This window comes from Micromonospora sp. NPDC049801 (assembly GCF_040656575.1).
Taxonomy (GTDB): domain Bacteria; phylum Actinomycetota; class Actinomycetes; order Mycobacteriales; family Micromonosporaceae; genus Micromonospora.
In genome coordinates, this window is record NZ_JBFAMS010000021.1 from 51,249 (window position 1) to 77,449 (window position 26,201).

Below are 26,201 nucleotides of genomic sequence, written 5' to 3' on the forward strand. Positions count from 1 at the left end.
GACGGCCCTCACCTACCTCTCGTCGATGCCGGGGCCGGCCCGGCGGCCGTGGCCGCCTCGTCGGACCCACGGATCTGCCTCATGGTCACCCGGATGCCGGCGCGCACCCGGGGCAACGTCAACAAGCCGACGCAGCCGGCCACCAGCACGGCGAGCGCCACCGCCAGGCCGGGCAGGCCACGCCCCGCGGCGAGCACGCCGACCGCCGCCGCGACGCCCACCCCACCGACGGTGGCCGCCGCGGCGTACAGCGTCGCCCTGCTGACAAGCGGTTCGCCGACCACCGACCGGGCGAAGCCGGCCGCGGTGAGGTTCTCGGTGGCGATGCCGGCGGCCCACGCCAGCGCCGCGCCCGTCGCGCCGTGACCGGGGATCAGCCAGAGTCCGAGCGAGACGGTCACGGTGAGCCCGGCCAGCGTGGAGACCAGGTGCAGGCCGCTGCGTCCGCCCATCAGCAGCAGGCTCTGCACGTTGCCGACGCCGGTGTTCACCAACATCGCCAGCGCCAACACCGTCATCGCCGGCACGCCGGCGGTGAACTCCCGGCCGAACAACTGCAGGAACGCGAGCGCGAACACCGCCAGCAGCAGGTACACCGGCCAGGACAGCACCAGCCCCCAGATGGTCAACTGCCGGTGCACGGCCGCCGCGGCGGCCCGCTCGCCGCGCCCGAGCAGCCGGGACAGCTGCGGCGACACCGCGACCCGCAGTCCCTGCATGGCGAGCTGACCGGCCAGCACGTAGCGGCCCACCGCGCCGAACACGCCCGCGTCGGCCGGTCCGGCCAGCACCGACGTCAGCAGCACCCCCACCCACATGCTGCCCGCGTCGATGGCCGCCGAGGCGGCCCGGGGCAGGGCGAAGCGCCAGAACGTCGACCAGTCGGACCTGGTCGGCCGTAGCGCCGCGCCCCGTCCCAACCCGAGCGGCCCGGCCACCAGCACCAGGCAGGCCAGCAACGCCAGCGCCGCCGGCACCAGCCAGCCGGTCATGCCGGCGAGCAGCCCGCCGCTCGCCAGCGCGGCGGCGCCGACCAGCGCGGGGCGGGCCACCGGCAGCAGGAGGAACTGGACGCCGACGTACGCGCGGATGGGCCGGACGCAGCGCAACGCGGCCAGCAGCAGGGTCATCGCCACCACCACCGGCACGGCGGCGAAGGTCAGCGTCAGCAACCCGTGCGCCGCGTCGCCCGAGCCGCGCAGCAGGCGGGGGGCGAGCGCGTCGGCGCTCAGCGCTCCCGCGACGGCGACGACCAACCCGGCCAGCAGCGGTGGGATCAGCGCCACCGGCAGCACCCGGGCCGCGTCACCCCGGACGCCGAGCCGCCGCCGGGGCACCGCCCACATGAGGCCGGTCTCCGCGCCGAGCGTGCAGACCGCGGTGGCCACGGTGACCACGCCGATCGCGGCGAAGAACGCACCCGCGCCGGCTGTTCCGTACCCCCGGGTGATCACCACGGCCAGCACGAACCCGAACAGGCCGCTCACGGCCGCGCCGAGCAACCCGGCCACCCCGCTGCGGGCGCTGCGGCGCGTCTCGACCGCGCCGGTGTCCGCGGCGGCGCGCTGCGGGCCGTCCCGGCCGGCGTCGGCCGGCGGTCGGGTGGCGGCGGTCATGCCGGCACCGCCGTGGTGGAGACGAGCGGCGGATGCCATCGGTGCGGGCGGGGCGCGCGTTCGCGTTCGGTGAGCGCCATGGCGAAGCCGACCGCGAAGAACGCGACAGTCAGGTTCTGGTTGGCCATGCCGTAGAACGGGATCTGCACGAGGCAGACCACCGGCACGACGGCCAACCACTGACCGGCCGCCGACGTCGCCCGCGCGCAGACCACCGCGGCGGCCACGAACCAGCCCAGGAAACAGAGCAGCGCCGGTACGCCGTGACTGAACAGCACCATCCACAGTTGCCCCTGCGTGCCGATCGGCGCGTCGGCGGAGACGGTGTCCACGTTCACCGGAGCGCCGTAGCCCAGCCACGGCGAGTCCTGCACGCGGCGGATCACCTCCGTGTAGAGCGACAACCGGTCGGTGTTGGTGTCGCTGGAGTCGACCCGGTTATTGATCAACTCGGTGATGGGGATGAAGAGCGTGGCCACAGCTCCGGTCACGACCACGCCGACGATGGACGCGGCGACGCGGATGTTGCCCCGCAGGCTGGCCCGCACTCCGAGCACGGCGAGCCCCGCGCCGAGGCTCAGGAACATCGCCCGGTTCAGGGTGAGGAACGCCGGGGCCAGCGACAGCGGCAACGACGCCAGCAGCGCCCACCGCAGCAGCCCGCGACGGCGCAACATGGTGTACGCCACCACGCAGGGCAACGTCATCGCGTACGCGCTGCCGTAGTTGTTGGTGTACGCGAACGGCGCGGCGGGCCGGTAGATCGGGTTGAGCGAGCGGGGGCTGTATTCGGCGGTGGTCAGGTGCACCATGTCCTGGATGAACGGCGTGCGGGCGACGCCGGCGGGCAGCAGCACCTCCATCGGGGTGGCCAGCGCGAACCGGGGCACGAGCACCCCGAGCCAGCCCAGCACCACCAGCGCGAACCAGAACGCGCAGAGCGGGGTGAGCACCGCCACCAGGTCGGCACGTTCCCGGGCGGCGGCGTAGACGTAGACGCCGACCACCAGCGCGGTCAGGTAGAAGGCGAGGCGCAGGGCGAACGTCAGCAGCGACGCCGGTGAGGACAGTTGGGTGGCGCTGACGACCACGATCGCCAGGAACAACAGCCAGATGCCGGCCACCGGGGGCAGCGGCACCCGGCCCCGGGTGAGCAGCACCGCCAGCAGCAGCCCGCCCAGCAGCGACCAGCCCAGGTAGAACGCGCCGAGCGCCCACCAGAGCGGCACGAGGCCGAACATCGACGCCAGGGGCCAGAGCGGCAGCCGCGCGGGTGGCGGTGTCGGCGGCGTCACTGCGGCGGCGGCCGGCGTGTCACCGGGTGGCGGCTCGGTCGCCGGGGCGCGGGTGACCGACACCGATCAGGCCCGGCCGTTGCGGGTGAGGACGAAGCCCAGCGGGGTGACCCCGGCGGCGCGCAGCCGCTCCACGAGCCGCCGCAGGTCGCTCTGGCGGCTACGGTCCCGCTCGATGACCACCACCGCGCTGCCCTGTCGGGCGACCGCGACGCCGCGCTCGTCGGACTCGGCCGGTGGCGCGTTGAACAGCACCAGCCCGTGGTCGGCGCCCTGCCGCCAGGTGCCGAAGCGGACGCTGCCCACCCCCACGGTCACCTCGTCCGCCGACGCCGGACGGCCGTTGTCGGTCCGGGCGGACGCCACCCGGGGCAGGGTGAGCGTCGCGTCCGGGTCGGTGGACGGGCGGCTGCCGGGCGGGTGCGGGGAGGGCCGCCGAGTCGCCGGCGTATCGGCGGGAGCACCGCTGGCCGTCGGCGTGCCGGCCGGACGCGGCTTGGGCACCAGCGGGCGGGACGGGTCGAGGGGCAGCCGCCCCCGGTCGGCGAGGACGGCGGCACGCAGGCGCTCGACGCGGCCGCTGTCGTCGGCGACGAAGACCTCCCGACCGTCGGCGGCAAGCGCCACGGCCAGCCCGGCGGTGAGCGCCGTGACGTCCTCGCGGGAGGTGACCAGCGCGACCCGGGCCGGCTGGCGTACCCGCTCGGCGACCGCCATCGCCACGTAGCGGATGTCCGCGTCGACCGCCCGGGGACTACCCCGAAACGGCGGCCGACGTACCGTGCCGAGCAGCGGCAGGCCGGTGGCGTCCCGGCCGTCGGTGACCGAGCGGACCCGCCGGTCCGCCGACTCCCACGCGTACGCCAGCACGACGCCGATCAGCGCGCCGCCGAGCAGGCCGGCGACCAGGTAGAGCGGCCGGTGCCCGGCGGAGGTCACCAGCGCCCGCTCGGCGGTCTGGGTGACCCAGCCGGGGTTGACGTCGACCGCGGCGATCTCGGTGCGGGCCGTGTTGAGCTGGGTGAGCTGGTTGTTGAGGCCGGACAGCTCGGCCAGCGCCGCGTCACCGGCGGCGGTGCCTTTGGCGCTGCTCGCGCGCTTCTGCACCGCCGTCTGCTGCGCGACGACCTTGGCGATGCTCGCGTCGTAGGAGCGCAGCATCTCGGCGCGCTGCTGCTCGTACATGGCCCGCCGCACGTCGAGGTAGGACCGCGCGGCGAGGTTGGCGCCCTGCACGGCCCGCTGCGCGTCGTGCGTCTGGTAGGTGAAGCGCAGGATCTGCCCGCCGGTCGGCACCTCGACCTCCAGGGCGTTGCGGACGTCGCGCGGCTCGCCACCGACGGCGTCGGCGAGCCGCTGAACCACCTCGGTGCCGGTGGCGAGGCCACTCTCCACATTCATGTTGACGGCGCGGTCGGCGCCCGCGCCGCTGGGCGTGAAGGCGTCGGTGACCACCGGTCGGACCGCCACGACCGCCCGGGCGGTCACCGCCGCCGGGACCAGCAGCACGTAGCCGAGGGCGGCGAGCAGGCCGACCAGGGCGACCGCGACCACCAGCCGCAGCCGGTGCATCGGCACCCGCACCAGGTCGGAGAGCGTCACCACGCGGGCGCCGCCGGAGCTCGACGAGTCGGGTGGCCAGGGGGCGGGCGTGGCATCAGTCATGGAACTTCTTCACCGTCTGTTGAGGATTGCCCACGACGACGACGCCCGGTGGCACGTCGGTGCGCACCACCGAGGCCGCGCCCACGACGCTGTCCCGGCCGACCCGGACCCCCTTGAGCACCAGGGCGTGCGCGCCGACCCAGACGTTGTCCTCCAGCACGATCGGCGCGCGGGTGGCCGGGCCGGGCGGCGCGTGCCGTTGGTCGGGCGGCAGGTTGTGGAAGTCGTTGTCGAGCAGCTCGCAGTCGGACAACAGGCACCTGTCGCCGACCGTCACCGACGTCCAGGTGCCGATCCAGGTGGCGTTGAGCAGACAGTCGGCGCCCACCCGTACCTCGCCGGGGCCGGCGAAGCGGACCAGCTTGTTGATGCGGGTGCGGTCGCCGATGGTGACCCGTACGCCCCGACGCAGCCGGATCCGGCCGCGGATCTGCACGTCCCGGCCGAGGGTCAGCCGCCGATAGCGCAACCCGTACCAGGCACGTTTGAGCGCGAAGACCAGGTGGACCGCGCGTTTCGCGCGGAATCCAGCGCCGCCGACCAACGACCCCTCCCCCACATCGCGGGGCCGGCGGCGGTGGTACCGCCGCCGACCCGACGTGAACAATCTACCGATCCTCCGTTACGAACGGTCGACCATCACTGCACGGAGAAGAACATTGAGGGGACAGACCACGACAACTCCGGCGTCGCTGCGGCGATGAGCGTCGTCGCCGTGCCGTTGACCACCGCGGTCGGCGCGGCCGTCGGGTCGAACGGGACGCTGCGCAACCCGCCGTCTGTGGCACCGTAGACGATCCGACCGTCCACCCAGGCCATGCCACGCACGCCCGACCAGGTGACACCACTCGTCGGCAGCGCAAACTCGGTCGCGCCGAGGTAGCTGCCGTCGATCTCGAAGTAGCGGTAGTAGAGGCTGTTGGCGCCGGTACGGGTGTAGTAGAGCCGGCCGTCGAGGTAGAAGGCGCCGGTGAGGTTCGCCGGGTTGAACCAGTCGTTGTAGCCGGACGCCTCCCACGACGAACCGATCGCGCCGCCGTTGAACAGCGAGACATCGATCCGGCTGCCGGTGGGCGTACCCGCCACCGTGTGCGACCAGTAGATCCGGTCGTCCACCCGCCAGGTGGCGCCGGACGCGGTGTAGGCCGGCTGACTGACGGTGGTGGCGGTACCCAACGTCACGCCGTCGAACGGCACCTTCGACACTTCACCCGCGCCGGTGCCCAGGTAGAGGTTGCCACTGCTGCCACTCGGCGGGTTCTTCGCCGTGAAGGTGCGACCGCCGGCGAGCGGGAACATGCCGAGCCGCCCGTGGTACTCCTCGCCCATGCCGTCCGAGTTGTGGCCGAAGTAGAGACCGTCCGAGCCGCGCCAGAGCACCGGCACCGCCGAACCCCAGGCGGTGGTGCCGGACGGCATCGAGGCGCTGCCGCTGCGCCGCGGGTTCCAGTTCACCGGCAGACCCGTGGCCGGGGTGACCGCGCCGATACCGAGCCGGTCGATCGCGCCGGGGCCGGCGTTGTCGCTGGCGTTCGGGTTGTTCAACCAGCGGAAGTGCCCGCCCAGGTAGATGACGTTGTCGGCCACCTCGACCGAGGTGATGGTGTCGTTGCCGGTGAAGTCGACCCAGGTGCCCAGCTGGCCGGTGCCCCGGGCTGCGGTCTCGAACCGGACCAGCGCGTCGCAGTACGCGCTCGGCCAGCCGGTGCCGCCGTTGCTGCCGACCACGAACCAGGTGCCGTCCTCGCCGAACTTGATGTCCTGCACGTAGTGCACGAAGGTCGTCGGGGCGGCGCACGGCGCGACGTACTTCTCGCTGCTCCAGTCCAGCACCGCCGGAGTGCCGGACACGTCGACGAGCGCGATCTGGTTACGCGGCAGATCGTTGAGGAGCGTGAAGTTGCCGCCGACGGCCAGGGTGTTGCCGTCCGGAGTGACGTCGATGGTCCAGACGTACGAGGTGGTGCCGTGCCGTCCGACGGTGGCGTCGACGGAGAAGGTCGGGTCGATCGCCCCGGTGGTCGCGTTCAGCCGGCCGAGACCGGCGTGTGCGGTGCCGTTGAGCCAGTTGAACGCGCCGGCCACGTAGAGCCAGTTGCCCGACAGCGCCAGATCCCGGACGGTGCCGCCGTCGGAGCGGCCCACCCAACTGTCGATGATCTCGCCGGTGCTCGGGTTCAACGCGACCAGGTTCTTGCGGGAGACCCCGTTGACGTTCTTGAAGGCGCCGCCGACGATCAGCGTGCCGCCGGGCCCCGCCAGCAGCGTGTTGACCGCGCCGTCGAGCACCGGCAGGAAGCTGGTGGACATCGCGCCCGTGGTGCGGTCGTACGCGAAGAGGTAACGCTGGGTGATCCACGCGGACGTGGCGGTCTGCCGAAGCTGGGTGAAGCTGCCGCCGACGAACACGGTGTTGCCGACCTGCGCGAAGGCGCGGGTCTCACCGTCGCGGGCGTGCGGGGTGAGGTCGGTGGGATTCGCGGACACCAGGGTCGCGGTCCCGGGGACCGGCACCACCGCCGCCGAGGAGGCCGTGGGGGCGCTGAGCACCGCGGCGAGGACCGCCAGCGCGACCACCCCCGCCCGGGTACGACGTCGTCCTGACAAACGCCATGAGTGCGAGAGTGTGGGCACGCTACGCCTCCAAGATGGATGAGAACCCGAGGTAGCGTGCCTCGCCCAGCCTGGTAGGCGCATCCGCCGATTGGGCGGTGCGTGAATCTGCTAGCCGACAGAACGCCGGAAGATCAGCTGGTGAATCTCCGATGAACGGCGGCTGTGTTCACAGTGTGGTCACACGTTTCAGCGGCTCCCTCCGGTGGGCTGCCGCAGGTACGCGTCCTTGCCGGCCTGGCTGAACCCGGCCACGGCGGAGGCGTCGTGGTTCATCGTCATGTCACAGGTCGCCGTGCGGGTCGTCATGCCCGGCGAATTGAAGTAGATGGCGGCCTTGATCTTCGGGTGCGCCTTCAGGGCCGCCGGGAACTCCTGGAACCAGCGCTGCTTCGCGCCCGGGTCCTTGGCGTCGAAGTTCGTGCCGAACTCGGCGAGCATCCGGGGCTTGCCCGCGCCGATGCCGTTCTCGTCGAGCCAGTCGTAGAAGCCGCCGATCGTCGTGCTCGGGCTCTTCCACACGGTGCTGCCGTTGCAGACGTGGAAGTTGTACGGGTCGTAGGCGACCCAGTCGACGTACCGGTCGCCGGGGTAGAGACCGGCGTACCGCGAGTAGTGCCCGGACCAGCCCATCATCGTCCACACCCAGACGGCGTTGTCCGCGCCCGCCTTGGCGAACCGCTCGTACACGTACTTCCAGGCGCGGACGAAGTCGGCGTCGCTACCCTTGCCCGGCTCGTCCTCCGGCTCGTGGTCGAAGCCCATGAACACCGGCACCTTGGCGGCCCGGATGCGACCGGCGACCGCGTCGATGGTGGCGTCCTGTCGGCCGCTGTAGATGTCGGACCACTTCAGCGTCGTACCGGCGGAGAAGTCGCGCGACTCCCAGGCGAAGAACATCAGCCGGCCCTGGCGCATCTGGTCCTGCTCGTAGTCGTCCGGGAACGCGCCGTTGCTGCCGGCGTTGGAGAAGTCGTGGTAGCGGTGCACGATGTCGAACTTGCGCCCGACCTGGGCCTCCACGTCGGTGATCGCCTTGCCGTGGTCCCAGCCGCTGCCGGCGTTGGCGGGTGAGTACATCCCCCACCAGGCGCCGCAGGAGGGCACCAGCGTGTCGGACACCTGGCCGCACTTGCCGGACGGGAGGGTGGGGCTCTGGGTCGGGGTCGGCGTACGGGTCGGCGCGACCGTCGGCGTGGGCCGGGGCGCGGCGGTGGTCGGCGCGACCGTGGGCGTCGGCGCGGGTCGGGTGGTCGGCGCCGACGTCGGCCCGCTACCCAGGTCGTAGCTGATCACCAGGCTGGGCCGCAGGTCGGCGTTGCGGTTCTCGACCGACGCCCAGTAGACGCGGGTCTCCAGGCCGGTCTGGGCCAGCGACACCGTCCAGGTGCCGTTTCCGGTGACCAGCTTGGAGACGTCCCACTCGTTGACGCCCTTGGCCACACCGGTCACCGAGTCCAACACGGTTCCCGCCTTCGCCGGGGCCGGTCGCGCCTCGCGGGCGCTCACCGACGAGGCGTGCGCGGTCACCGTGGCGGCGAACTGCTGCCAGGTGTTCATGCGCAGGGTCGCCCGGACGTTGACGGCGGCGGCGGGAAGCGTGGTCACCGCGAACTCGACGACCGCCTCCCGGCCACCGCGCGGGTTTCCGTCGCAGCGCGCCGGGCAGGTCGCCAGGGTCCCCTTGGTGGAGTTGTCACCGTCCTGCGAGACGATCGTCGCGGTGGTGTCCGCCACCGCGCGGATCGACAGGTCGTCGCTGGCCAACAGGGGCATCATGGTCGCCACGATGCCGGCCACCACCGAGCCGCCGACGACGCCGATGGCGATCGCCTTGCGCCGGGGGCCGTTGCGGAACCGGGTGATGCGGTGTAGTCCGTGCCTGGTCAAGGAGAACTCCCTGTGTCTGGTGCGATAACCGTGAGCAGCGTATCGATGACCAGGGCACACCGTCGGTAGGACAGTTTTCCGTAAGCGCGTCTTAACCGTGAGCTAAGAAAGACACCGGGGCGGTCCGCCGGGCAGGTGGGTGGGACTCCGATCTCGAGCCCCACCCACCCCGCTCCTGGGCGTCACCAAATCGTGTCAGCCGGGCAACGGCGGCTGGAGGTCCCGATCGTCAACTACGGCGTTGCCGTAGCCCCGCGATCAGGAAGGTCACGCACGGGACGAGGAGCAACGCCAGTGCGTAGAGCGGCACCGAGAGGTCGGAGGTGAGGTACAAGACCGCTCCCACCAGCCACACGGCCGTAACCAAGCCGCCCAGCAGCAGATACTGCCCGCCACTTCCCTGCGGCCGCAACACACCGGAGCGGACTCTCCGCCACACCTGGACGACCACGACCACAGCCAACAGGGCCATGACCGCCACGATGGGCCAACCGAGCGAGCCGTACCCGAGCGCGGCAATCAGCACCAGGACGCTGAGGGCACCTATGGCGAGGAGCACCAGGACCGACATCAAGACCTCCGGCGGAAGGGATCATCAGAAGAGAGCTCTCGCGCCTTTGGAGAAAACCCCGCCGATCAGCCCGCCTACGGCACCCGCGAAGCAGTTCAGCGCGACGCCACTCCATGTTGACTCGCCCTTTTGGGAGATGAGCGTACCGACTGCGCCAGCAGCACACCCTCCGATGGCCCACGCGGCTAGCACCGGCGCGCCGAGGGTTGACGCAAACCCACCGATCGCTACACCCGCGATGGCCCCGCCGATCAATGCGAAGGCGTCGTTGGCCTCCGCGTCGGTCGCAAGTCCGGTGGGGTCGGTGTTGTTGGCCGGGTTGCAGGACGCGTAGCTGTACGCCAGGTCCTTACCGGACGGGTCCCGCTGGGTGAACCGACCCAGACCCGGGTCGTAGTAGCGGGCACCGAACTTGGTCAGACCGGTCGCGCCGTCGAGGTGACCGGACGCGTACCGCCAGGGGTTCGACACCTGCTGCGACGCCGACAGCTGGATGCCGTACGGGTCGTAGCTGTAGGAGTTGACCTTCGCAGCGCTTCCGTTCACCAGACCCACCACCGAGCCGAGGCCGTCGACGAGGTAGTAGTACCGCACCCCGTTGGCCCGCAAACCGATCAGCGAACCGGTGTTGTCCCGGGTGTAGTAGTCGGTGGTCCCCGGCGCGGGGTCCGTCGAGTTCGCGGTCACCGTGCCACCGGAGCCCGCCGGGGCCTTCGCCGAGGCGACGCCCAGGGCCGAGCTGACGTACGTGGTCGAGCCCGCGCCCCGCCGCTCGGTCTGGTCCGCGCCGCCGTAGGTGAGCGGAGTCAACGCCGTCCCGCCCGGCTTGGTGATCGAGGTGGTCTGGTTGTTCACCGTGTTGTAGGAGAACGCCCAGCCCGACGACGAGCCGGTGGTGTTGCCGTTGGCGTCGTACGAGTACGTCGTCGAGGCCGCAGACGTCAACTGGTGGGCGTCGTTGTAGCTGTACGACGTGGTGGTGCCGCTCTCCGTCTTGGAGGTGCGGTTGAAGTTCTCGTCGTAGTCGTAGCTGCGCGACAGCGCACCCGACGCACCCGTCAGACGGTTCAGCTTGTCGTAGGTGTACGTCGTCGTTCCCGACAGGTCGGTGACCTTCTGCCGCTGGGCGGTGTCGGTCGTGACCCCGTTGACCGTCTTGCTGTAGTCGTAGGTGAAGGAGGACAGCTTCGCCGACGTGCTGTCGTTGGTCGCCGTGATCGAGGTTTGCCGGCCGGACTTGTCGTACTTCATCTCCACGGTGATCCGCGGTGACGTCGGCAGGTACATGAACCGCCGCCGGTTGTTCTCGTCGTAGGTGAAGGTCACCGCGGTGGACGCACCCGGCTCCCGCAGCGACGTCACCAGGTTCACGGCGTTGTAGCCATAGGTGACCGAGCCGCCGCCGTCGGTGTACTTCGTCATGTTCCCGTTACGGTCGTACTCGTACCCGATCGGCGTCGCCCCGGGCACGGACTTGCTGCTGGGTCGGCCGAACCTGTCGTAGCCGAACGTCGTGGCACCGGTCGGATCGGCCACCTGGGTGAGGTTGCCGTCCTTGTCGTAGGTGTAGTCGACGACGACGGCGCCCTTAAAGGTGATCTTGTCGACCCGGTCCAGCTGGTCGTAGACGTACTGGGTCTTCTGACCCTTGCCGTCCGTGTGTTCGAGCATGCGCGACAGCGCGTCCGGCAGGATGGTGATGTCCCCCAGCGGGCCCGGGTTGTCCACCAGGGTCAGATTGCCCTTGGCGTCGTAGGTGTAGTTGGTGCGGACGTCCTTGCCGTCCTCGCGCCACTTGACCGTACCGTTCGAGTTGTGCTCCGCCTCGTCGATCTTCTGCCCCGGATACTGCGAGCTCTCGGTGCCGGTCTTGTTGCCCGCGGCGTCGTAGGAGTAGGCGTTGGTGTTGCCCTGGGGATCCGTCGACCCGCTCACCGAGTTCGGGTGCGAGGTGTCGTTGTAGGACATCGTGGACTTCGCCCCGGTGGCGATGCCGACCGACGTCATGTTGTTGGTGTTGGCGTCGTACCCGAAGGTGGTGGTGTTGGTCAGCGAGTCGGTGGTGGTCTCGACGTTGTCGTTGGCGTTGTACTTCTTGGCCCGCTTGTGGCCGAGGGCGTCCTTCACCTCGGTGACCCGGTCGCGGGTCTCGTAGGTGTGGGTGGTGATGCCATCGGTGGTCGAGGCGGTGGCGTACCCGTTGGGGTCGGTCACCTCGGTCTTGCCGGTGGAGTAGGTGAGCAGCCACCGTGCCTCGGCCGGCGTGCCGCCCGGGTTGGTCAACTCGAAGTAGTCGAGCATCCGGGAGGTGTCGGGCTCGTAGCCGAGGTTGGTGACCCGACCCTCGGGCGTGATGATCTTTGTAAGTCGATCGCCGGTGTACTCGTAGACCGTGACGCCGTTGGCGGTGTCGGTCACCGTGTTCAGGTTCTGGTCCGAGTTGTAGGTGTAGCTCACCCGGCGTCCGGTCGAGTCGGTCATCGAGGTCAACCGACCCGAGGTGTACGACAGGGTCACCACCCGGCTCTGGGTGTCGGTGACGGTGGTGACGTTCCCCGAGCCGTCGTACCCAAAGGTGATCTTGTTGTTGTTCTTGTCCTGGGTGCGCAGCAGCCGGCCGGTCGCGTCGGCGAAGTAGAAGCTGCCCTCGCTCTTGTCGAACTTCAGCCGCAGTTCCCCGGTGCTGGTGTTACGGGTCAATTTGGCGTCCAGGCTCGGCGGGGTCCGCCAGGAGTTGGTGCCGTCGTTGACGAACCGTGCGGTGAAGCCCGTGGGCGCCTGGTACGTGATGTCGGCGGTGGCGTGGTCGGTCTTGGAGAACGTCACCTTCACGTCCTGCCCGGTGCCGAGCACCCAGCCCTTACCAAGCGTCGACGTGGCCGTCGACCGGGAGTTGTAGTAGCGGTCCAGCACCAGGTCGGTGCCGGTGCCACGGATGTTGAAGTCGGTACCCTTGAGCAGCAGGTTGCCGTTGGCGACGTTCACCTTGAGCTGCAACCGGTCGGTCAGGTCCTGGTCCTGGAAGGAGAACCGGCCCTGCTCACCGGTGGGCGAGCCGTCCGAGGTGGTCATGAACCGCCAGCTCGACCACGGCCCGGCGACGCTGCCGTCGTGGCCGCGAGCCCGCCACTTGTACGTGGTGTTGGCGACGAGTTCACCGGACGGCACCGTCCAGCTCGACTCGCTGCCGTTCGTGACGCTGCCGCCGGAACCGGAGACCTCCAGCGTCGACCCGCTGCGGTCGTAGATCTCGAAGTCGACCCGGCCGCTGCCGCCGTCCGGGTCGCTGAAGACACCCTTCATGGTCGGCGTCCGCGTCTCGGTCTCGCTCGCGTCGCCCGGCTGCAGCTTCGTCGGGTCCAACGCGTTGGGGTAGCTGTTGTAGTTCACGACCGCGTACGGAACCTCGCTCTGGATGTCCGCGTCGTCGGAGCGGAACTGCTTCCAGCTGTCCGGATCGGTCTCGCTGGTGGCCCGGATCCCCATGTAGGCGGTGGCCTGGTTGGCCGTGGCGGCCCGCTGGAAGAAGCTGGTGCCGGTGATGCTCACCCAGCCGTCGTCACAGGTGCTGTTCAGACCCTTGGTGGCGGTGGAGGAGGCCTCCTGGTAGTTCCACGCCGGCTGGTTCGTCCAGAGCGTGCCGGAGCTGGCCGCGCCGGTGGACCAGATCTGCCAGGACTTCGCGGAGCAGGTCGTGGAGTACCAGTTCCAGAAGTAGACGGTGGCCGAGGTGATCTGCTTGCCGCGCAGCGCGCTCGTGCCCCAGTGGACGAACCCTCGGGCGACTCCGGGGTTGGCCCCGGAGGCCTTGCCGATCTGGATGTCGTTCGCACCCGAGCGGGTCACGGTGTCGTCGGACTTCACGTAGGTCGCGAAGGTGGGCGATACCGGATTGATCGACGGATCCACGATCACCGGGTAGACCGTCGCGGGGTCCGCGAGGAACGCCTGGTCGGGGGTGAGCGCCAGGTCCATCGCGCCGGCCCGCGCGGTCTGCTTGGCGGCGATCTTGACCAGCCGCTTCGGGCCGCCGCTGGCCGGGTCGACGGACGAGTCCCACATCTCCGGGGTGGCCGAGGTGGCCACGATGCGGCCCTTGTCATCGGCGAAGCGCAGACCGCCGGCGCCGTCGCCGGTGGTCACCAGGCCCTTCGCCCGTACCGGCAGCCGCACCGACGCCACCTGGGCGGCGGCGGCCCGGTTCTTGACCAGCAGGTACTGCCGCACGCCGGTACGGCTGGCCTCGACCACGAGGTCGACACCCGGCCGGACCTCCGGGTACGTCGCGCGGTTGGCGGCCAGCACCGGCTTCGGCAGCGCGCCGGTCCAACCGATCGCGGCCCGGTGCGCGCCGACTCCGACGCTCAGCAGGTCGTGCTCGCCCGCGCCCACCGCGCCGGAAAGCTTGAGACCGTTGGGGTGGGCGACCGGTGCGACCGAACCATCCGCCTCCGCACGCATGGTGAGGTCGATCGGGACGAGCTGACCCCCCGCGTCCCGCATCCGGATCGGGCCGGCATAGACCTGGGCGGTCGACGTGCCGTCGGGGTTGACGAAGACATCCTGCGTCTCGCTGCGGGCGGCGAGGTTCTCCACCCGCTTGGCACACCGGCGAGCGGCGTCCACCGCGGCGGCCTCGTCGGGCTGCTGGTCGGCGCAACTGGTGTCGGGACCTGACGCCGGCGCTGGTGCGGCGACCGGGGCCGCGACCGCCGGCCCGGTCAGGGTCGGCAGCGTACCGGCCACCAGGGCCAGCGAAGCGGCGACCGCCAATCGTCGAGTGGCACGTGTTCCACCTCGGAAAAAGGCATGACTCACCTACGGACCTCCAAGTCCGAAAACGACAGTGATCGAACCGTAGGAGAGATACTTGCCGCACGTCAATCATTACTTTGCGTTGCCTGATAAGCAGTTCGGCTACCCGATTAATCGTCTATAAAGTGACGCCCATACGTCGCAGCTAGGGCAGATCGGTCACCGTCACCGCGATTGCAGGTGATCCCCAGCGGGTTCTCCATTGAGTTGCACACGCACCTCTACCAGGGATGACGCGCCATCAATGCCGACCACCGACGAAGAGAATCCGCCACGATGCCGCAACGGGGCAGCGCGCCAGAGCACCGGCCGCTAGGATGGACTCAGGTCGATTTTCGAGGGCCACCGGCATCAATCATTCGCCTACCTGAACAGCGCCCGAAGTCTGTCTGAATTCGAATCGCGGCACGGCCGACGGAATTCCAGCGATTGCGCCACTGATCCGCCACAATTGTCAGCGGCGGGCCGCCACCAGAGCTTCCCGCATCGCCGTAAATGGCGCGGTCACGCCAGTGAACTGCTCGAACTGACCCACCGCCTGCGCCAGCAGCAGGTCCAGTCCGGACACCACCCGCAGGCCGGCCGCGCGGGCGGACGCCGCCATCGGCGTCGGCCACGGGTCGTAGAGCGCGTCGAAGAACACCGCGCCGGGCCGCCAGGTCGCACCGCCGGCCAGCGGATCGGCGACCCCCTTCGGCACGGTGGACACGACCACGTCGGCGGCCGAGACGTGCCGTTGCGCATCGGCCCAACGGCCGGCGGTCAGGGCGACACCCAACGCCGCCGCCACCGGTCGCAACTCGTCCACCGCCTCGGCCCGACGGGCCACCACGATGACCGACGAACAGGCCAACCGCGCGGCGGCGGCGAGGGCGGCGCGGGCCGTACCCCCCGCGCCGAGCACGGTCACCGCCGCGCCGGCCACCACCCCGGCCTCGGTGAGCACGTCCACCATGCCACCGACGTCCGTGTTGTCCGCGTACCACGTGCCGTCCGCACGGCGTACCAACGTGTTCGCCGCGCCGACGGCGACGGCTACCGGCGACGCGGCGTCGGCCACGGCGAGCGCCGCCTCCTTACCCGGCATGGTCACCGACAGTCCGGCCCACTCCGGGCCCAGGCCGGCGACCAGATCCGGCAGCTCCGCCGCCCCGCACTCGATCCGGGTGTACGACCACCCGGTCAGCCCGGCGGCGGCGTACCCGGCGTTGTGGATCACCGGAGAGAGGGAGTGCGCGATCGGCGCACCGACCACGGCGGCCCTCACTAACAGTTCTCGCCGCTGAGCACGCCGTTGCGGCACATCTGTCGCTGCAGGTTCCGGAAGTCGGCGTCGTTGGAGCCGTAGCCCATCGTGCCCTTCTTGTCGACGGTCATGAAGTAGATCCAGTCGCCCACCGGCGGGTCCATCGCGCCCTTGAGCGCGTCCTCGCCCGGGTTGCTGATCGGCGTGATGGTCAGGCCGTTGGCGCCATGGGTGCGGTACGGGTTCTTCGGATCGTTGAGTTCGCTGGCCTTCAGGACGTCGGAGTCCTTCGGGTCCTTGCCCTGCAACCGCAACCAGTAGTTGATCGCACTGTCGATCTCCAGGCACTTGCAGTGGTACTTGTCCGTGTACACCCGGTTGTAGATCACCCGGGATACCTTCGGGAAGTCGACGTGGTTGACCGACTCGGCCTGCGCGATGGAGGCGGCGATCAAGGCTTCGTACGGGGAGATGCCCCGCTTCTCCTGGACGGTGTCGACGAACTTGATCTGCTCGGTCACCTCGAGGAACTTGTCCACCATCAGCGACAGGATCTCCGCGGCCGTCGCCTTCGGCGGAAGCTCGTACGTCGCCGGGAACAAGAAGCCCTCCAGGCTCTTCGGCCCCTTCTTGCCGTCTCCCCGGTTGAACCAGAAGGCCGGCACCCCCAGCTTGACCGGGTCCTTCGCGGCGGCCTTGAACTCGGCGACCGGAATCTTCGTCGCCTTGGCCAGCTCGTCATAGATCGCCAAGGTGATCATCCCCTCCGGGATGGTCACCCCGTTCACCACCCGGCTCTTCGGATCGAGCAGCAGGAGCAGGGCCTCGGACGCCTTCATCTCCTTCTTGACCTTGTAGCGACCCACCTGGAGGTTCTTGCTACGCGAGTTTCCGTCCGCCGCCTCGATGAAGGCCTTGACGCTCTTGACCACACCGGCCTCGTACAACGTGGCGCCGACATCGGTCGCGCTGTCACCGGCCTTGACGTCGACCAGCACCTCGCCCGAGCCGGCACCGTCGTAGTCGGGCGTGACGAAGTAGTTCTGGATCCGGTCGAACCCGTAGTACGCGCCACCACCGATGGTGCCCAACAGGACCAGGGCCATCAACAGCGCCAGGAAGGTCTTGCCCCGGCCGCCGCCGGAGCCTCCCTTGCGCTTGTTGCGGAAGCCGCGTCGGTGCCGTCCCTTCTCACCCCGCTCCGGCTCGTCGAACCCAAGGTCCAGATCGTCGATCATTACGTCCGCCTCCGCTGCGCGTCCAGCCAGCTCTGCAGGATCTCCACCGCGGCCGCCTGGTCGACAACCGCACGTTGACGCTTGCCACGAACGCCACGCTCGGCAAGCCTACGAGAAGCGACCACGGTCGACATCCTCTCGTCGGTGAGCGTTACCGGGACCGGCGCTATCACATTGACCAGCCGGTCAGCGTACGCCGTGACGCTGAGCGCGGCCGGGCCATGTTTGCCGGCCAGATTGATCGGAAGCCCGACGACCACCTCGACCGCCTCGTGCTCGGCTACCAACGCCGCGAGCTGGGCAATGTCGCTCGGCACCGCCTCCGGCGCGGCGGTGAGATCGCGGGCGAGGGTCACCAGCGGCGTGGCCAGCACCCCGTGCGGATCCGAGCGGGACACCCCCACGCGCACCTGACCGACGTCCACACCGAGGCGAACTCCCCGTGTGAAGCCGCTCACCGTGGGTCACCCCTGTGCTGTCGACGAACCAGGGCGGACCATTCGGTCCGCCCTGGTCGAAACTGACCGTCCATCACGCCTCGGTGATCGCCTTCTCGACGGTGAGCAGCAGGTTCGGTGCCTCGGTCGCGGGCAGACCGCCACCCTGGGCCAGGTCGGGGCTCCCCCCGCCGCGCCCGGAGAACGCCGCCTTCACCAGGTCCGACGCGGTGAGGCCCCGGCTGCGGGCCGCCGCGTTGACCGCCACCACCAACGACGCCTTGCCGTTCGACCGGGCCGCCACGGCGACCACCGCCGGCCGCGCCGGGTCGATCTTGCCGCGAATCTCCTGGGCGAGGGTCCGTACGTCGTTGCCGGCCGCGCCCTCGGGCGCCTCGGTTCCCACGTACGCCACCCCGCGCACGTCCTTCGCCTGCGCGGCGAGCGCGCCCGCCCCACCCAGCACCAACTGGGCGCGCAGCTTCTCCAGCTCCTTCTCCGCGTCCCGGAGCTGGGTGACCGTCTGCTCCACCCGGTCGGCGACCTGGTCGTTGGGCACCCGGTACAGCTCGGCCAGCCGGGACACCAGCAGGTGCTCCTTGGCCAGGAAGCCGAACGCGTCCATGCCGACCAGCGCCTCGACCCGGCGTACGCCGGAGCCGATCGACGACTCGGAGAGGATCTTCACGAGCCCGAGCTGCGCCGAGCGGGCCACGTGCGTGCCGCCGCACAGCTCCCGGGCGTAGTCGCCCACCTCGACGACCCGCACCTCCTCGCCGTACTTCTCGCCGAAGAGCGCCATCGCGCCGATCCGCCGCGCCTCGTCCAGCGACGTGATGAAGGCGTGCACCTCCAGGTCGGCCAGCAACACCTCGTTGACCTGCTGCTCCACGTCGCGCAGGACGGTCGGCGACACACCCGTCGGGGTGTTGAAGTCGAACCGCAGCCGGCCCGGCGCGTTCAACGAACCCGCCTGGGTGGCCGACTCGCCAAGGAAGTTGCGCATGGTCTGGTGCACCAGGTGGGTGGCCGTGTGCGACCGGGAGATCGCCCGCCGCCGGGTGGTGTCGATCTCGGCGTAGCCGGTGTCGCCGGGGTGCACCTCACCCCGGAGGACGCGGGCCCGGTGCACGATCAGGCCCGGCACCGGTTGCTGCACGTCGAGCACCTCGACCTGGCCGTCGCCGACCGTGATGATGCCGTGGTCGGGCTGCTGGCCGCCGCCCTCGGCGTAGAACGGGGTCGTGTCGAGCACCAACTCGACCAGCTCACCCTCGGTCGCCGCCGCGCGCGGGCCGTCCGAGCCCAGCAGCGCCCGCACCCGCGACTCGCGGGCCACCTCGCTGTAGCCGGTGAACGTCACCGGGCCGCCCTCGTCGAGCACCGACCGGTACGCCGACACGTCGGTGTGCCCGGTCTTGCGCGCCTGCGCGTCCGCCTTGGCCCGGGTCCGCTGGTCGGCCATCAGCCGGCGGAAGCCCTCGTCGTCGACCTTCAGGCCCTGCTCGGCCGCGATCTCCAGGGTCAGGTCGATCGGGAAGCCGTACGTGTCGTGCAGCTGGAACGCCTTCGCCCCGGACAGCGCCGTGCCACCCGCCGTACGGGTCTCGGCGATCGCCGTGTCCAGGATCGTCGTGCCGGCGCGCAGGGTCGACAGGAACGCCTCCTCCTCCGCGTACGCGTACTGCGCGATGCGGTCGAAGTCGGTCGCCAGCTCCGGGTACGAGGGGGCCATGCAGTCCCGCGCGACGGGCAGCAGTTCGGGCAGCGCCCGGTCCTGCCAGCCCAGCAGCCGGATCGACCGGATCGCCCGACGCATGATCCGCCGCAGCACGTACCCGCGGCCCTCGTTGCTCGGCGTCACGCCGTCGCCGATCAGCATCAGCGCGGTGCGCACGTGATCCGCGACCACCCGCAGCCGGACGTCGTCCGGGTGCGACTCACTCGCCACGTGCCCGGAGTGCGCGCCGTACCGCTTGCCGGTCAGCTCGGCCGCCCGGGCGAGGATGGGTCGTACCTCGTCGATCTCGTACAGGTTGTCGACGCCCTGCAGGATCGAGGCCATCCGCTCCAGGCCCATGCCGGTGTCGATGTTCTGCGCCGGCAGGTCACCCAGGATCGGGTAGTCCTCCTTGTTGGTGCCCGGTCCCCGCTCGAACTGCATGAACACGAGGTTCCAGTACTCCATGTACCGGTCCTCGTCGACCGCCGGACCACCCTCGGCGCCGTACTCCGGGCCGCGGTCGTAGAACAGCTCCGACGACGGACCGCACGGTCCGGGGATGCCCATGGACCAGAAGTTGTCCGCCTTGCCGCGCCGCACGATCCGCTCCGCCGGCACACCCACCGACCGCCAGATCTCGTACGCCTCGTCGTCATCGAGGTAGATGGTCGGCCAGATCCGCTCCGGATCAAGCCCGTAGCCACCCTCGGCGATCGGCTTCGTGGACAGCTCCCACGCCAGGGGAATCGCCCCGGCCTTGAAGTAGTCGCCGAAGGAGAAGTTGCCGTTCATCTGGAAGAACGTGCCGTGCCGGCTGGTCTTGCCGACCTCGTCGATGTCCGGGGTGCGGATGCACTTCTGCACGCTGACCGCCCGCTGGTACGGCGGGGTCTGCTGGCCCAGGAAGTAGGGCACGAACTGCACCATGCCGGCGTTGACGAACAGCAGGTTCGGATCGCTGATGGCGGGCAGCGGAGCGGACGGCACCACGGCATGGCCGTTCGCCTCGAAGTGCGCGAGGTACCGCCGCTTGATCTCCGCCGTCTTCATCGCTGGTGTTCCTCCGGAAAAATCTCTCTATCGCCGATCCGCGGGGACTCCCGCAGCTCGGCGAACTGGTCGTCGAACGCCTCGCCCTGGACGAACGCCTGGTGAATCTCCTGCTCGCGCTCGGCCATCCCGACCCGCACGTCCTCCACGAAGCTACGCACCGACTCCACCAGGCTGCCAGCGGATTCCGACAACGAGCTGGCGATGCCGGCCGGGGTGTACGCCTGCGCGGTCCGGGTCGCCCTGCGGACCACCACCACGCCGACGGCCACGCCGATGCCGAGCCAGAACAACCGCTTCATGTCGCGCTACCTCCTGTGGCCGGGTCGGTCAACGGTTGCCGCGCCGGGCGGCCCGCCGCTGCTGCTTGATGGTGTCGCGCACCTCGCGCTCGGTCTCGGCGTGCCGGCGGCTGGCGGCGGCCCGGCGCACGCTGTAGCCGAAGGCGGCCACCTTGACCAGCGGGTTCGCGGCCGCGGCGGAGACCACCGTTGCCAGGTTGGCGACGTTGGCGGTGACGTTCTGGGCGTGGCTGGTCATCGTGTCGACCTTCGCCAACTGCAGGTTCACACCGTCGAGCGAGGTCTGCACCTGCTCCAGCGCCACGTTGACGTTCTTCACCGTGGTGTTGACGTCGCCGAGCAGCGGTCCCGTCCGGTCGTTGAGGTCGTTGATCATCCGGGTGGTGGCGTCCACCGTGTGCCGCAGCCGAAGGATCGGCAGCGTCAGGATGAGCACCAGCACCGCGAACGCGCTCGCCGCGATCAGCGCCGCGACCGCCAGAATGTCGCCCACGCGTCTCCTCCTCAAGCAGATTTCCGCCGGACCCGACGTCCCCGGAACGCACAACCGTGGTGCCCACCGAACCCACCGAACCGTCGCCGGCCGGCGCGTCCGCCAGCCCCAGACCCTACCGTCCGTGATGGAGAGCGGCTCAGGACGGTGAGGGTGTCACATCGCCCAGCGGATCCCCGCTGACCGTCGGGAACGGATCCTCCCCGGTCAGTGACGGATCGGTGCTGGGCTGCGGCCTGGTCCGCTCGTCGTCGATCGCGTTGCGCACCTTCACCGACACCAACGAGCCGGCGCACTCCCCCGCAGCGGCCGACGGCTCGGGGGACGGCACGATCGCCGGCTCCCCGTCGACCGGCGGCGGTACGCAGGCCGGCGCGCGCACCCACAGGTCGAGGGTCAACTCGTCCTGACGCCAGCACGTGTAACTGCCCTTGGTCTCCTGCTCGGGGCAGCGGCCCACCTTCCACGGCCGCCAACCATCGCCGCGCAGCGCCTCCTCGTAGACCTTCGCCGTCTCCTCCGGCGACTTCTCGGAGGTGACGGTGCGCTCGCGCAGCCGACAGTCGAGCAGGCACCAACGGCTGCCGCTGACGTCGTCGACCGTCTTCGTCGCGGCCCATGAGGGCACATTGAGCTGGTCGAGGTTGTCGAACACCGGGTCCCTGCTGAGGGTGCGGAGGCCGAAGAAGAGGGGCACCGCGCCGAGCAGCACGATGCTGACCAGCGCCAGGACGGCGACCCGCAGCCGGCGTCGTTCGCGCGACTGCCGGTGCTGCTCGGAGCGGGCGCCCGGGGCCGCGTCCTCGTCGTCGGCGACGTCGCCGGCCGCGCGCAGCGCCGGCCCGTCGACCGGTTCGGACGGTGGCCGGTCCACCGGGCCAGCCGCACCCGGCGGCACGACCGCGGCACGGGCGACCGGTTCGCCGGTACGACCGGACGGCGGCACCGGGGCGACACCGCTGGGCTCGGGACGGCCGCCCTCGCGGGGCGGCGGCAGCGCCCGGCCCGCGGCGCGGTCCGCCGGACGTGGGGCGGCGGCACGCGCGGTCGCGGGTGATCCGGGGCCGGCTTGCTCGACGCCCGTCCGAACGTCGCCACCGGGTGGCTGGGCGACGCCCGGGGGGCGGACGGCGGCACGCGCCGGGCCATCCGGTCGGGGCGCGGCGTCTGAACCGACGCCCGGCGGGACCGCCGCGCGAGCCGGACCATCCGGGCGGGGCCGGGCCGTACCAGGTCGGGGTGGCGCGTCCGGACCGACGCCAGGTCGTACCCCGGCACGAGCCGCACCCTGCGGATCGACGCCGGGTGGGACAGCGGCGCGGGCCGCGGCGTCCGGACCGACGCCCGGCGGCGTCGCCGCGCGAGCGGGACCATCGGCGTTCCGCGGCACCGCGGCGCGGCCCGGACCCTCGGGGCGGGACCGGGGCGGGCCGTCCCCGCGTGGACCGGGCGGGCTGTCGGGACCGGCGCCCGGCGGCACCGCCGCGCGCGCCGGTCCGTCGGGGCGGGCCACGCCGGGCCGGGGTGGACCATCGGTCCCACGGCGGCCGGCGCCGGAGACCGGCGCGTCGTCGGGCGCGAGCCGGGCCCGGCCACCGGGTGGGCCGGAACGGACGCCGCGCACGGGCGCGCCGGGCCCGGGTCGTCCGCCGCCGGGCGGACCGGCGTACGAGTCGTCACCGCGCTCGCCCGCCGGGCCGGGCCGCCCCTCGGCAGCCGGCTCGGCCGACGGGCGGCGACGACGGTTGATCGGGTCCGGGGCGGTGCCCGGAGCACTCCGACGGCCGACCGGGCGCTCCCCCGGGGCCGGCGGCTGCGGCACGGGACCGCTCGGGTGCTCGCCGGTGGTTTCCGGGGCGCGGGCGGCCCGGCGGCCGGTGGGAGCGTCCGCGCCCGGGTCGGCGGGCGGCCCGGCGGCCCGGCGGCCGGTGGCCCGCTCCGCGGCCGGATCGGGTACGGCGAGTGGAGCACCGGAGCGGTCGTTCAGGTCACCGGCGGGCGGTGGGCCGGTACGGCGGCCGGCGGGCCGCTCCGCAGGCTGCCCGCCGGCCCCTCGACGGTTGACCACCGGCAGGCCCGGGTCGGTGTGCGGCAGCCGGCCGGCCTGACGCAGCCAGTCCGCCGGCCGCTCCGGACGGTCCCGGCGTTCCGGCTGCGGCTCACCGCCGGTCGCCGCGCGTCGGTCCTGCTCGTCGGGGACCGCCCGACGGCGACCGGTGCCGTCGGTGGCCGGGCCGCCGGTGGCCGGGCCGCCGGTGGGGACAGCGCCGCTGGGCGACGCGTCGGGCAGCGGCGGGGCGTTGCCCGTGCGGGGAACCGCCGGCTCGTCCGGTTCGGCGGCACGACGGTGACCACCCCCGGCGGGGCGGGGTGGCTCCGGCGCGCCCGGGTCGACCGGCCCGGGACGACGCCGGGCCGTACGCGGGTCGTCGGCGATCGCGGGGTCGGGTCGCAGTCCGTCGGCGACCTGCGGGGCGACACCGGTCACGGGTCCGTCGAAGCGGGCAGCGCCACCGGCGGGCCGCGCCGGTTCGGGCGTACGACGTCCGGGCTGCGGGCCGTCACCGCTGAGCGGCCGGCCGCCCGCGCCCGGCTCGGGCGCGGGTCGACGGCCCGGCGGTACGGCGTCGGGCCGGCGCAGTGGCGGCGCGGCTTCCGCCCGGCCGGCGGGCGCGGGGACCTCGGGACGGGGGCCGGTCGCAGCGCCCACGGCCGGTGCCCCCAGCGGCGGGCCGGACGGCCCGACGGTCGGACGCGCTCGCGCGGGGCCGGCCGGAGCGCCGCCCCTCGGTCGGGGGTCGGCCGGGTCACCGCCGCCCGGACGGACGGCCGGCGGCGTACGCGGGCCCGCGGCGGCGCGCGGGTCGACGCCGGGAACTGGCTGGTTGCCGCGCGGCGACGGCGGACCGGAGACGCCGGCCGGCCCAGACTCACGCGGGCGCTCGACGGGCGCCCGGTCGGCGGGCGGGCGGGCGTCCGGGCGACGACCGGGCGGGGGCGTCTCGCCGGGCCAGGGTCCGTCGACACCTCGGCGCGCCCCGGCGGCCTCGGTGTCCGGCCGGCGCGGGCCGGGGGGCGCGTCCGGGGGCGTCGGCACGCCGGCACGCGGCGGCACCGGCTCAACCGGAACCCCGTCCGGGCCCAGCTCGCCCCGTTGCTGCTTGGCCGAACGCAGGTCGTCGATCCAGCCGAACTCCTCGCCGGCTACCGGCTCCTCCGGCTCGGCCTCGGCTCGGCCTCGACCCCAGCGGCGGCCCTTGGCGCGGGGATCACGCCGCTCGTCCGGGCCCTCGTCGGGGCGGTCGGCACCACGCGATCTCACTGTTGACCCTCTCCTGCGGCGTTCGTGCCGCCGTCCTGCGTCGTAGCGGCACCATCCACACCCGTGACCGCCCGGCCGTTCCGACCAGCAAGCGCCGTCCCCGGCTGCGGCGTTACCGAATCCCCGGCGGCCGGCGCGGCCGTGGCGGCCGGTCCGGCCGTCGCGGGCGGACTTTCCGGGCGGGCCGGCGGCACCGGCAGCCCGCGCACGATCCGGCGCAGCAGCGGCAGCCGCGTCGCCACGGACCGTTCCGCCCCGTGTGGGCCGGGCTGGTAGTAGTCGACGCCCACCAGGTCGTCGGGGACGTACTGCTGGGTGACCACGCCGCGCTGGTCGTCGTGCGGGTAGCGGTATCCGGTGCCGTGGCCCAACCCGCGGGCGCCGGCGTAGTGCGCGTCACGCAGACCCCGGGGCACCGGACCGCCCCGCCCGGCCCGTACGTCGGCGATGGCAGCGCCGATCGCGGTGGTGGCCGAGTTCGACTTCGGCGCGGTGGCCAGGTGGATCACGGCCTGGGCCAGGTTGAGCTGCACCTCGGGCAGGCCGACGTACTCCACCGCGTGCGCGGCGGCGGTGGCCACGCTCAGCGCGGTGGGGTCGGCCATGCCCACGTCCTCGCTCGCGAAGATGACGAGTCGTCGGGCGATGAACCGGGCGTCCTCCCCGGCGACCAGCATCCGGGCCAGCCAGTGCACGGCGGCGTCGACGTCCGAGCCGCGCATGCTCTTGATGAAGGCGCTGATCACGTCGTAGTGGGCGTCGCCGTCGCGGTCGTACCGCACCGCCGCCACGTCGACCGCCTGCTCGGCGGTGGCCAGGTCGATGCGCCCGGCGCCGAGGGCCGTGGCGGAGGCCGCCGCCGCCTCCAGCGCGGTCAACGCCTTGCGGACGTCACCGGCGGCGAGCCGGACGAGATGGTCCTCGGCATCGGTGGCCAGGGTGAGCGCGCCGCCCAGGCCGCGCCCGTCGGCGACCGCGCGGCGCAGCAGGCCGCGTACGGCGTCGTCGTCGAGCGGTTGCAGGGTGAGCAGCACGCACCGCGAGAGCAATGGCGAGATGACCGAGAAGTACGGGTTCTCGGTGGTCGCCGCGAGGAGCGTGACCGTCCGGTCCTCGACGGCGGCGAGCAGCGAATCCTGCTGGGTCTTGCTGAACCGGTGCACCTCGTCGATGAACAGCACCGTCTGCGGGCCGCCCGAACGGCGCTGACGACGGGCCGTCTCGATCACCGCGCGGACGTCCTTGACGCCGGCGGACAGCGCCGACATGGCGACGAAACGGCGGTCGGTCGCGCCGGCCACCAGGTGCGCGATGGTCGTCTTGCCACTACCGGGCGGACCCCAGAGGATGACCGACATCGGCGCACCGCCGGACACCAGTTGCCGCAGCGGCGCGCCGGGGGCCAGCAGGTGGTCCTGCCCGATCAGCTCGTCCAGGCTCGCGGGTCGCATGCGGACAGGCAGGGGCGAATCGTCCGCTACCGGAGTGAAGCCGTCTACACCGGCGGGACCCTCGGGCGCGCCACGCGACCCGGTGGGGGCACCGAGGGAGAAGAGAGCGTCGGACTCCATCACGAAGACAGTACCGGGCCCGACCCGAGACGCCGGAATCGCGCTACGGGCCGGGCCACCGCTGATCGGTCTCGGTCAGCCACGGCCGGGGCGACGACCCCGGTACCAGCGACCGCCACCACCGCCGCGCGGCCCGCTGCCGACGCCGCCCAGGTAGAGCGCGAGCAGGAAGAGGCCGATGAGTACGAGGGTGTTCCAGTTGAACAGGTCGGGCGCGCCGAAGTTGGTGTCGAACAGGTCGATCAGCAGGGCGAAGCCAAAGACGATGGCCGCGAGAATGGCGAGCATATCGGTCCTCCGGTGGGGGTTCCCAGTAGGTCGGCGCGTGATGTACCCAATCGGTCGACCCGCCAA

General features: G+C 71.7%; 17 protein-coding genes. All 17 read right to left on the reverse strand.

The features are described from left to right. Positions 1-8: 8 nt before the first annotated feature. Positions 9-1,616 (reverse strand): lipopolysaccharide biosynthesis protein, encoded by a 1,608-nt coding sequence (locus tag AB0I89_RS29600; protein WP_357133467.1) that lies wholly within the window; start codon positions 1,614-1,616, stop codon positions 9-11. Next, entirely contained in the window at positions 1,613-2,857 is a 1,245-nt protein-coding gene (locus tag AB0I89_RS29605) for an O-antigen ligase family protein (protein ID WP_357133525.1), read from the reverse strand. The genes AB0I89_RS29600 and AB0I89_RS29605 overlap by 4 nt, the downstream gene beginning before the upstream one ends. 120 nt (positions 2,858-2,977) lie before the next feature. Beyond that, entirely contained in the window at positions 2,978-4,576 is a 1,599-nt protein-coding gene (locus AB0I89_RS29610) for a lipopolysaccharide biosynthesis protein (protein ID WP_357133469.1), read from the reverse strand. Then, positions 4,569-5,120, reverse strand: a complete 552-nt coding sequence (locus AB0I89_RS29615; RefSeq protein ID WP_355053064.1) for an acyltransferase — start codon at positions 5,118-5,120, stop codon at positions 4,569-4,571. The genes AB0I89_RS29610 and AB0I89_RS29615 overlap by 8 nt, the downstream gene beginning before the upstream one ends. Before the next feature lie 95 nt (positions 5,121-5,215). Continuing rightward, positions 5,216-7,183 (reverse strand): hypothetical protein, encoded by a 1,968-nt coding sequence (locus AB0I89_RS29620; RefSeq protein WP_357133472.1) that lies wholly within the window; start codon positions 7,181-7,183, stop codon positions 5,216-5,218. 195 nt (positions 7,184-7,378) lie between these two features. Next, a complete protein-coding gene (locus AB0I89_RS29625; RefSeq protein WP_357133474.1) occupies positions 7,379-9,079 on the reverse strand; it encodes a glycosyl hydrolase in 1,701 nt (566 codons plus the stop codon). 229 nt (positions 9,080-9,308) lie between these two features. Continuing rightward, the gene (locus AB0I89_RS29630) at positions 9,309-9,650 is read right to left on the reverse strand and encodes a hypothetical protein (RefSeq protein ID WP_357133476.1); all 342 of its coding nucleotides are present in this window, start codon (positions 9,648-9,650) and stop codon (positions 9,309-9,311) included. A gap of 24 nt (positions 9,651-9,674) precedes the next feature. Next, positions 9,675-14,423, reverse strand: coding sequence for an RHS repeat-associated core domain-containing protein (locus AB0I89_RS29635; RefSeq protein ID WP_357133478.1), 4,749 nt, complete (start codon positions 14,421-14,423; stop codon positions 9,675-9,677). A gap of 496 nt (positions 14,424-14,919) precedes the next feature. Then, entirely contained in the window at positions 14,920-15,732 is an 813-nt protein-coding gene (locus AB0I89_RS29640; RefSeq protein WP_357133480.1) for a shikimate dehydrogenase, read from the reverse strand. Then, entirely contained in the window at positions 15,732-16,949 is a 1,218-nt protein-coding gene (gene mltG, locus AB0I89_RS29645; RefSeq protein ID WP_357133482.1) for an endolytic transglycosylase MltG, read from the reverse strand. The genes AB0I89_RS29640 and mltG overlap by 1 nt, the downstream gene beginning before the upstream one ends. Further along, entirely contained in the window at positions 16,949-17,407 is a 459-nt protein-coding gene (gene ruvX / locus AB0I89_RS29650; protein WP_357133484.1) for a Holliday junction resolvase RuvX, read from the reverse strand. The genes mltG and ruvX overlap by 1 nt, the downstream gene beginning before the upstream one ends. A 73-nt stretch (positions 17,408-17,480) precedes the next feature. Beyond that, a complete protein-coding gene (gene alaS / locus AB0I89_RS29655) occupies positions 17,481-20,159 on the reverse strand; it encodes an alanine--tRNA ligase (RefSeq protein WP_357133486.1) in 2,679 nt (892 codons plus the stop codon). Continuing rightward, positions 20,156-20,461: a hypothetical protein gene (locus tag AB0I89_RS29660; protein WP_355053621.1), complete on the reverse strand. Its 306-nt coding sequence runs from the start codon at positions 20,459-20,461 to the stop codon at positions 20,156-20,158. The genes alaS and AB0I89_RS29660 overlap by 4 nt, the downstream gene beginning before the upstream one ends. A gap of 28 nt (positions 20,462-20,489) precedes the next feature. Further along, a complete protein-coding gene (locus AB0I89_RS29665; protein WP_355053620.1) occupies positions 20,490-20,954 on the reverse strand; it encodes a DUF948 domain-containing protein in 465 nt (154 codons plus the stop codon). A gap of 139 nt (positions 20,955-21,093) precedes the next feature. Next, a complete protein-coding gene (locus tag AB0I89_RS29670; protein ID WP_357133527.1) occupies positions 21,094-21,789 on the reverse strand; it encodes a hypothetical protein in 696 nt (231 codons plus the stop codon). Positions 21,790-24,272: 2,483 nt separating this feature from the next. Beyond that, positions 24,273-25,847, reverse strand: coding sequence for a replication-associated recombination protein A (locus AB0I89_RS29675; protein ID WP_357133489.1), 1,575 nt, complete (start codon positions 25,845-25,847; stop codon positions 24,273-24,275). Between the two features lie 75 nt (positions 25,848-25,922). Then, entirely contained in the window at positions 25,923-26,135 is a 213-nt protein-coding gene (locus tag AB0I89_RS29680) for a hypothetical protein (protein WP_357133491.1), read from the reverse strand. Between the last annotated feature and the right edge of the window lie 66 nt (positions 26,136-26,201).

Excerpts from the sequence above, each read along its gene's own strand:
- AB0I89_RS29600 (WP_357133467.1), bottom strand. The coding sequence starts at position 1,616 with ATGACCGCCGCCACCCGACCGCCGGCCGACGCCGGCCGGGACGGCCCG.
- AB0I89_RS29605 (WP_357133525.1), bottom strand. The coding sequence starts at position 2,857 with ATGTTCGGCCTCGTGCCGCTCTGGTGGGCGCTCGGCGCGTTCTACCTG.
- AB0I89_RS29610 (WP_357133469.1), bottom strand. The coding sequence starts at position 4,576 with ATGACTGATGCCACGCCCGCCCCCTGGCCACCCGACTCGTCGAGCTCC.
- AB0I89_RS29630 (WP_357133476.1), bottom strand. The coding sequence starts at position 9,650 with ATGTCGGTCCTGGTGCTCCTCGCCATAGGTGCCCTCAGCGTCCTGGTG.
- mltG (WP_357133482.1), bottom strand. The coding sequence starts at position 16,949 with ATGATCGACGATCTGGACCTTGGGTTCGACGAGCCGGAGCGGGGTGAG.
- alaS (WP_357133486.1), bottom strand. The coding sequence starts at position 20,159 with ATGAAGACGGCGGAGATCAAGCGGCGGTACCTCGCGCACTTCGAGGCG.
- AB0I89_RS29660 (WP_355053621.1), bottom strand. The coding sequence starts at position 20,461 with ATGAAGCGGTTGTTCTGGCTCGGCATCGGCGTGGCCGTCGGCGTGGTG.
- AB0I89_RS29675 (WP_357133489.1), bottom strand. The coding sequence starts at position 25,847 with ATGGAGTCCGACGCTCTCTTCTCCCTCGGTGCCCCCACCGGGTCGCGT.
- AB0I89_RS29680 (WP_357133491.1), bottom strand. The coding sequence starts at position 26,135 with ATGCTCGCCATTCTCGCGGCCATCGTCTTTGGCTTCGCCCTGCTGATC.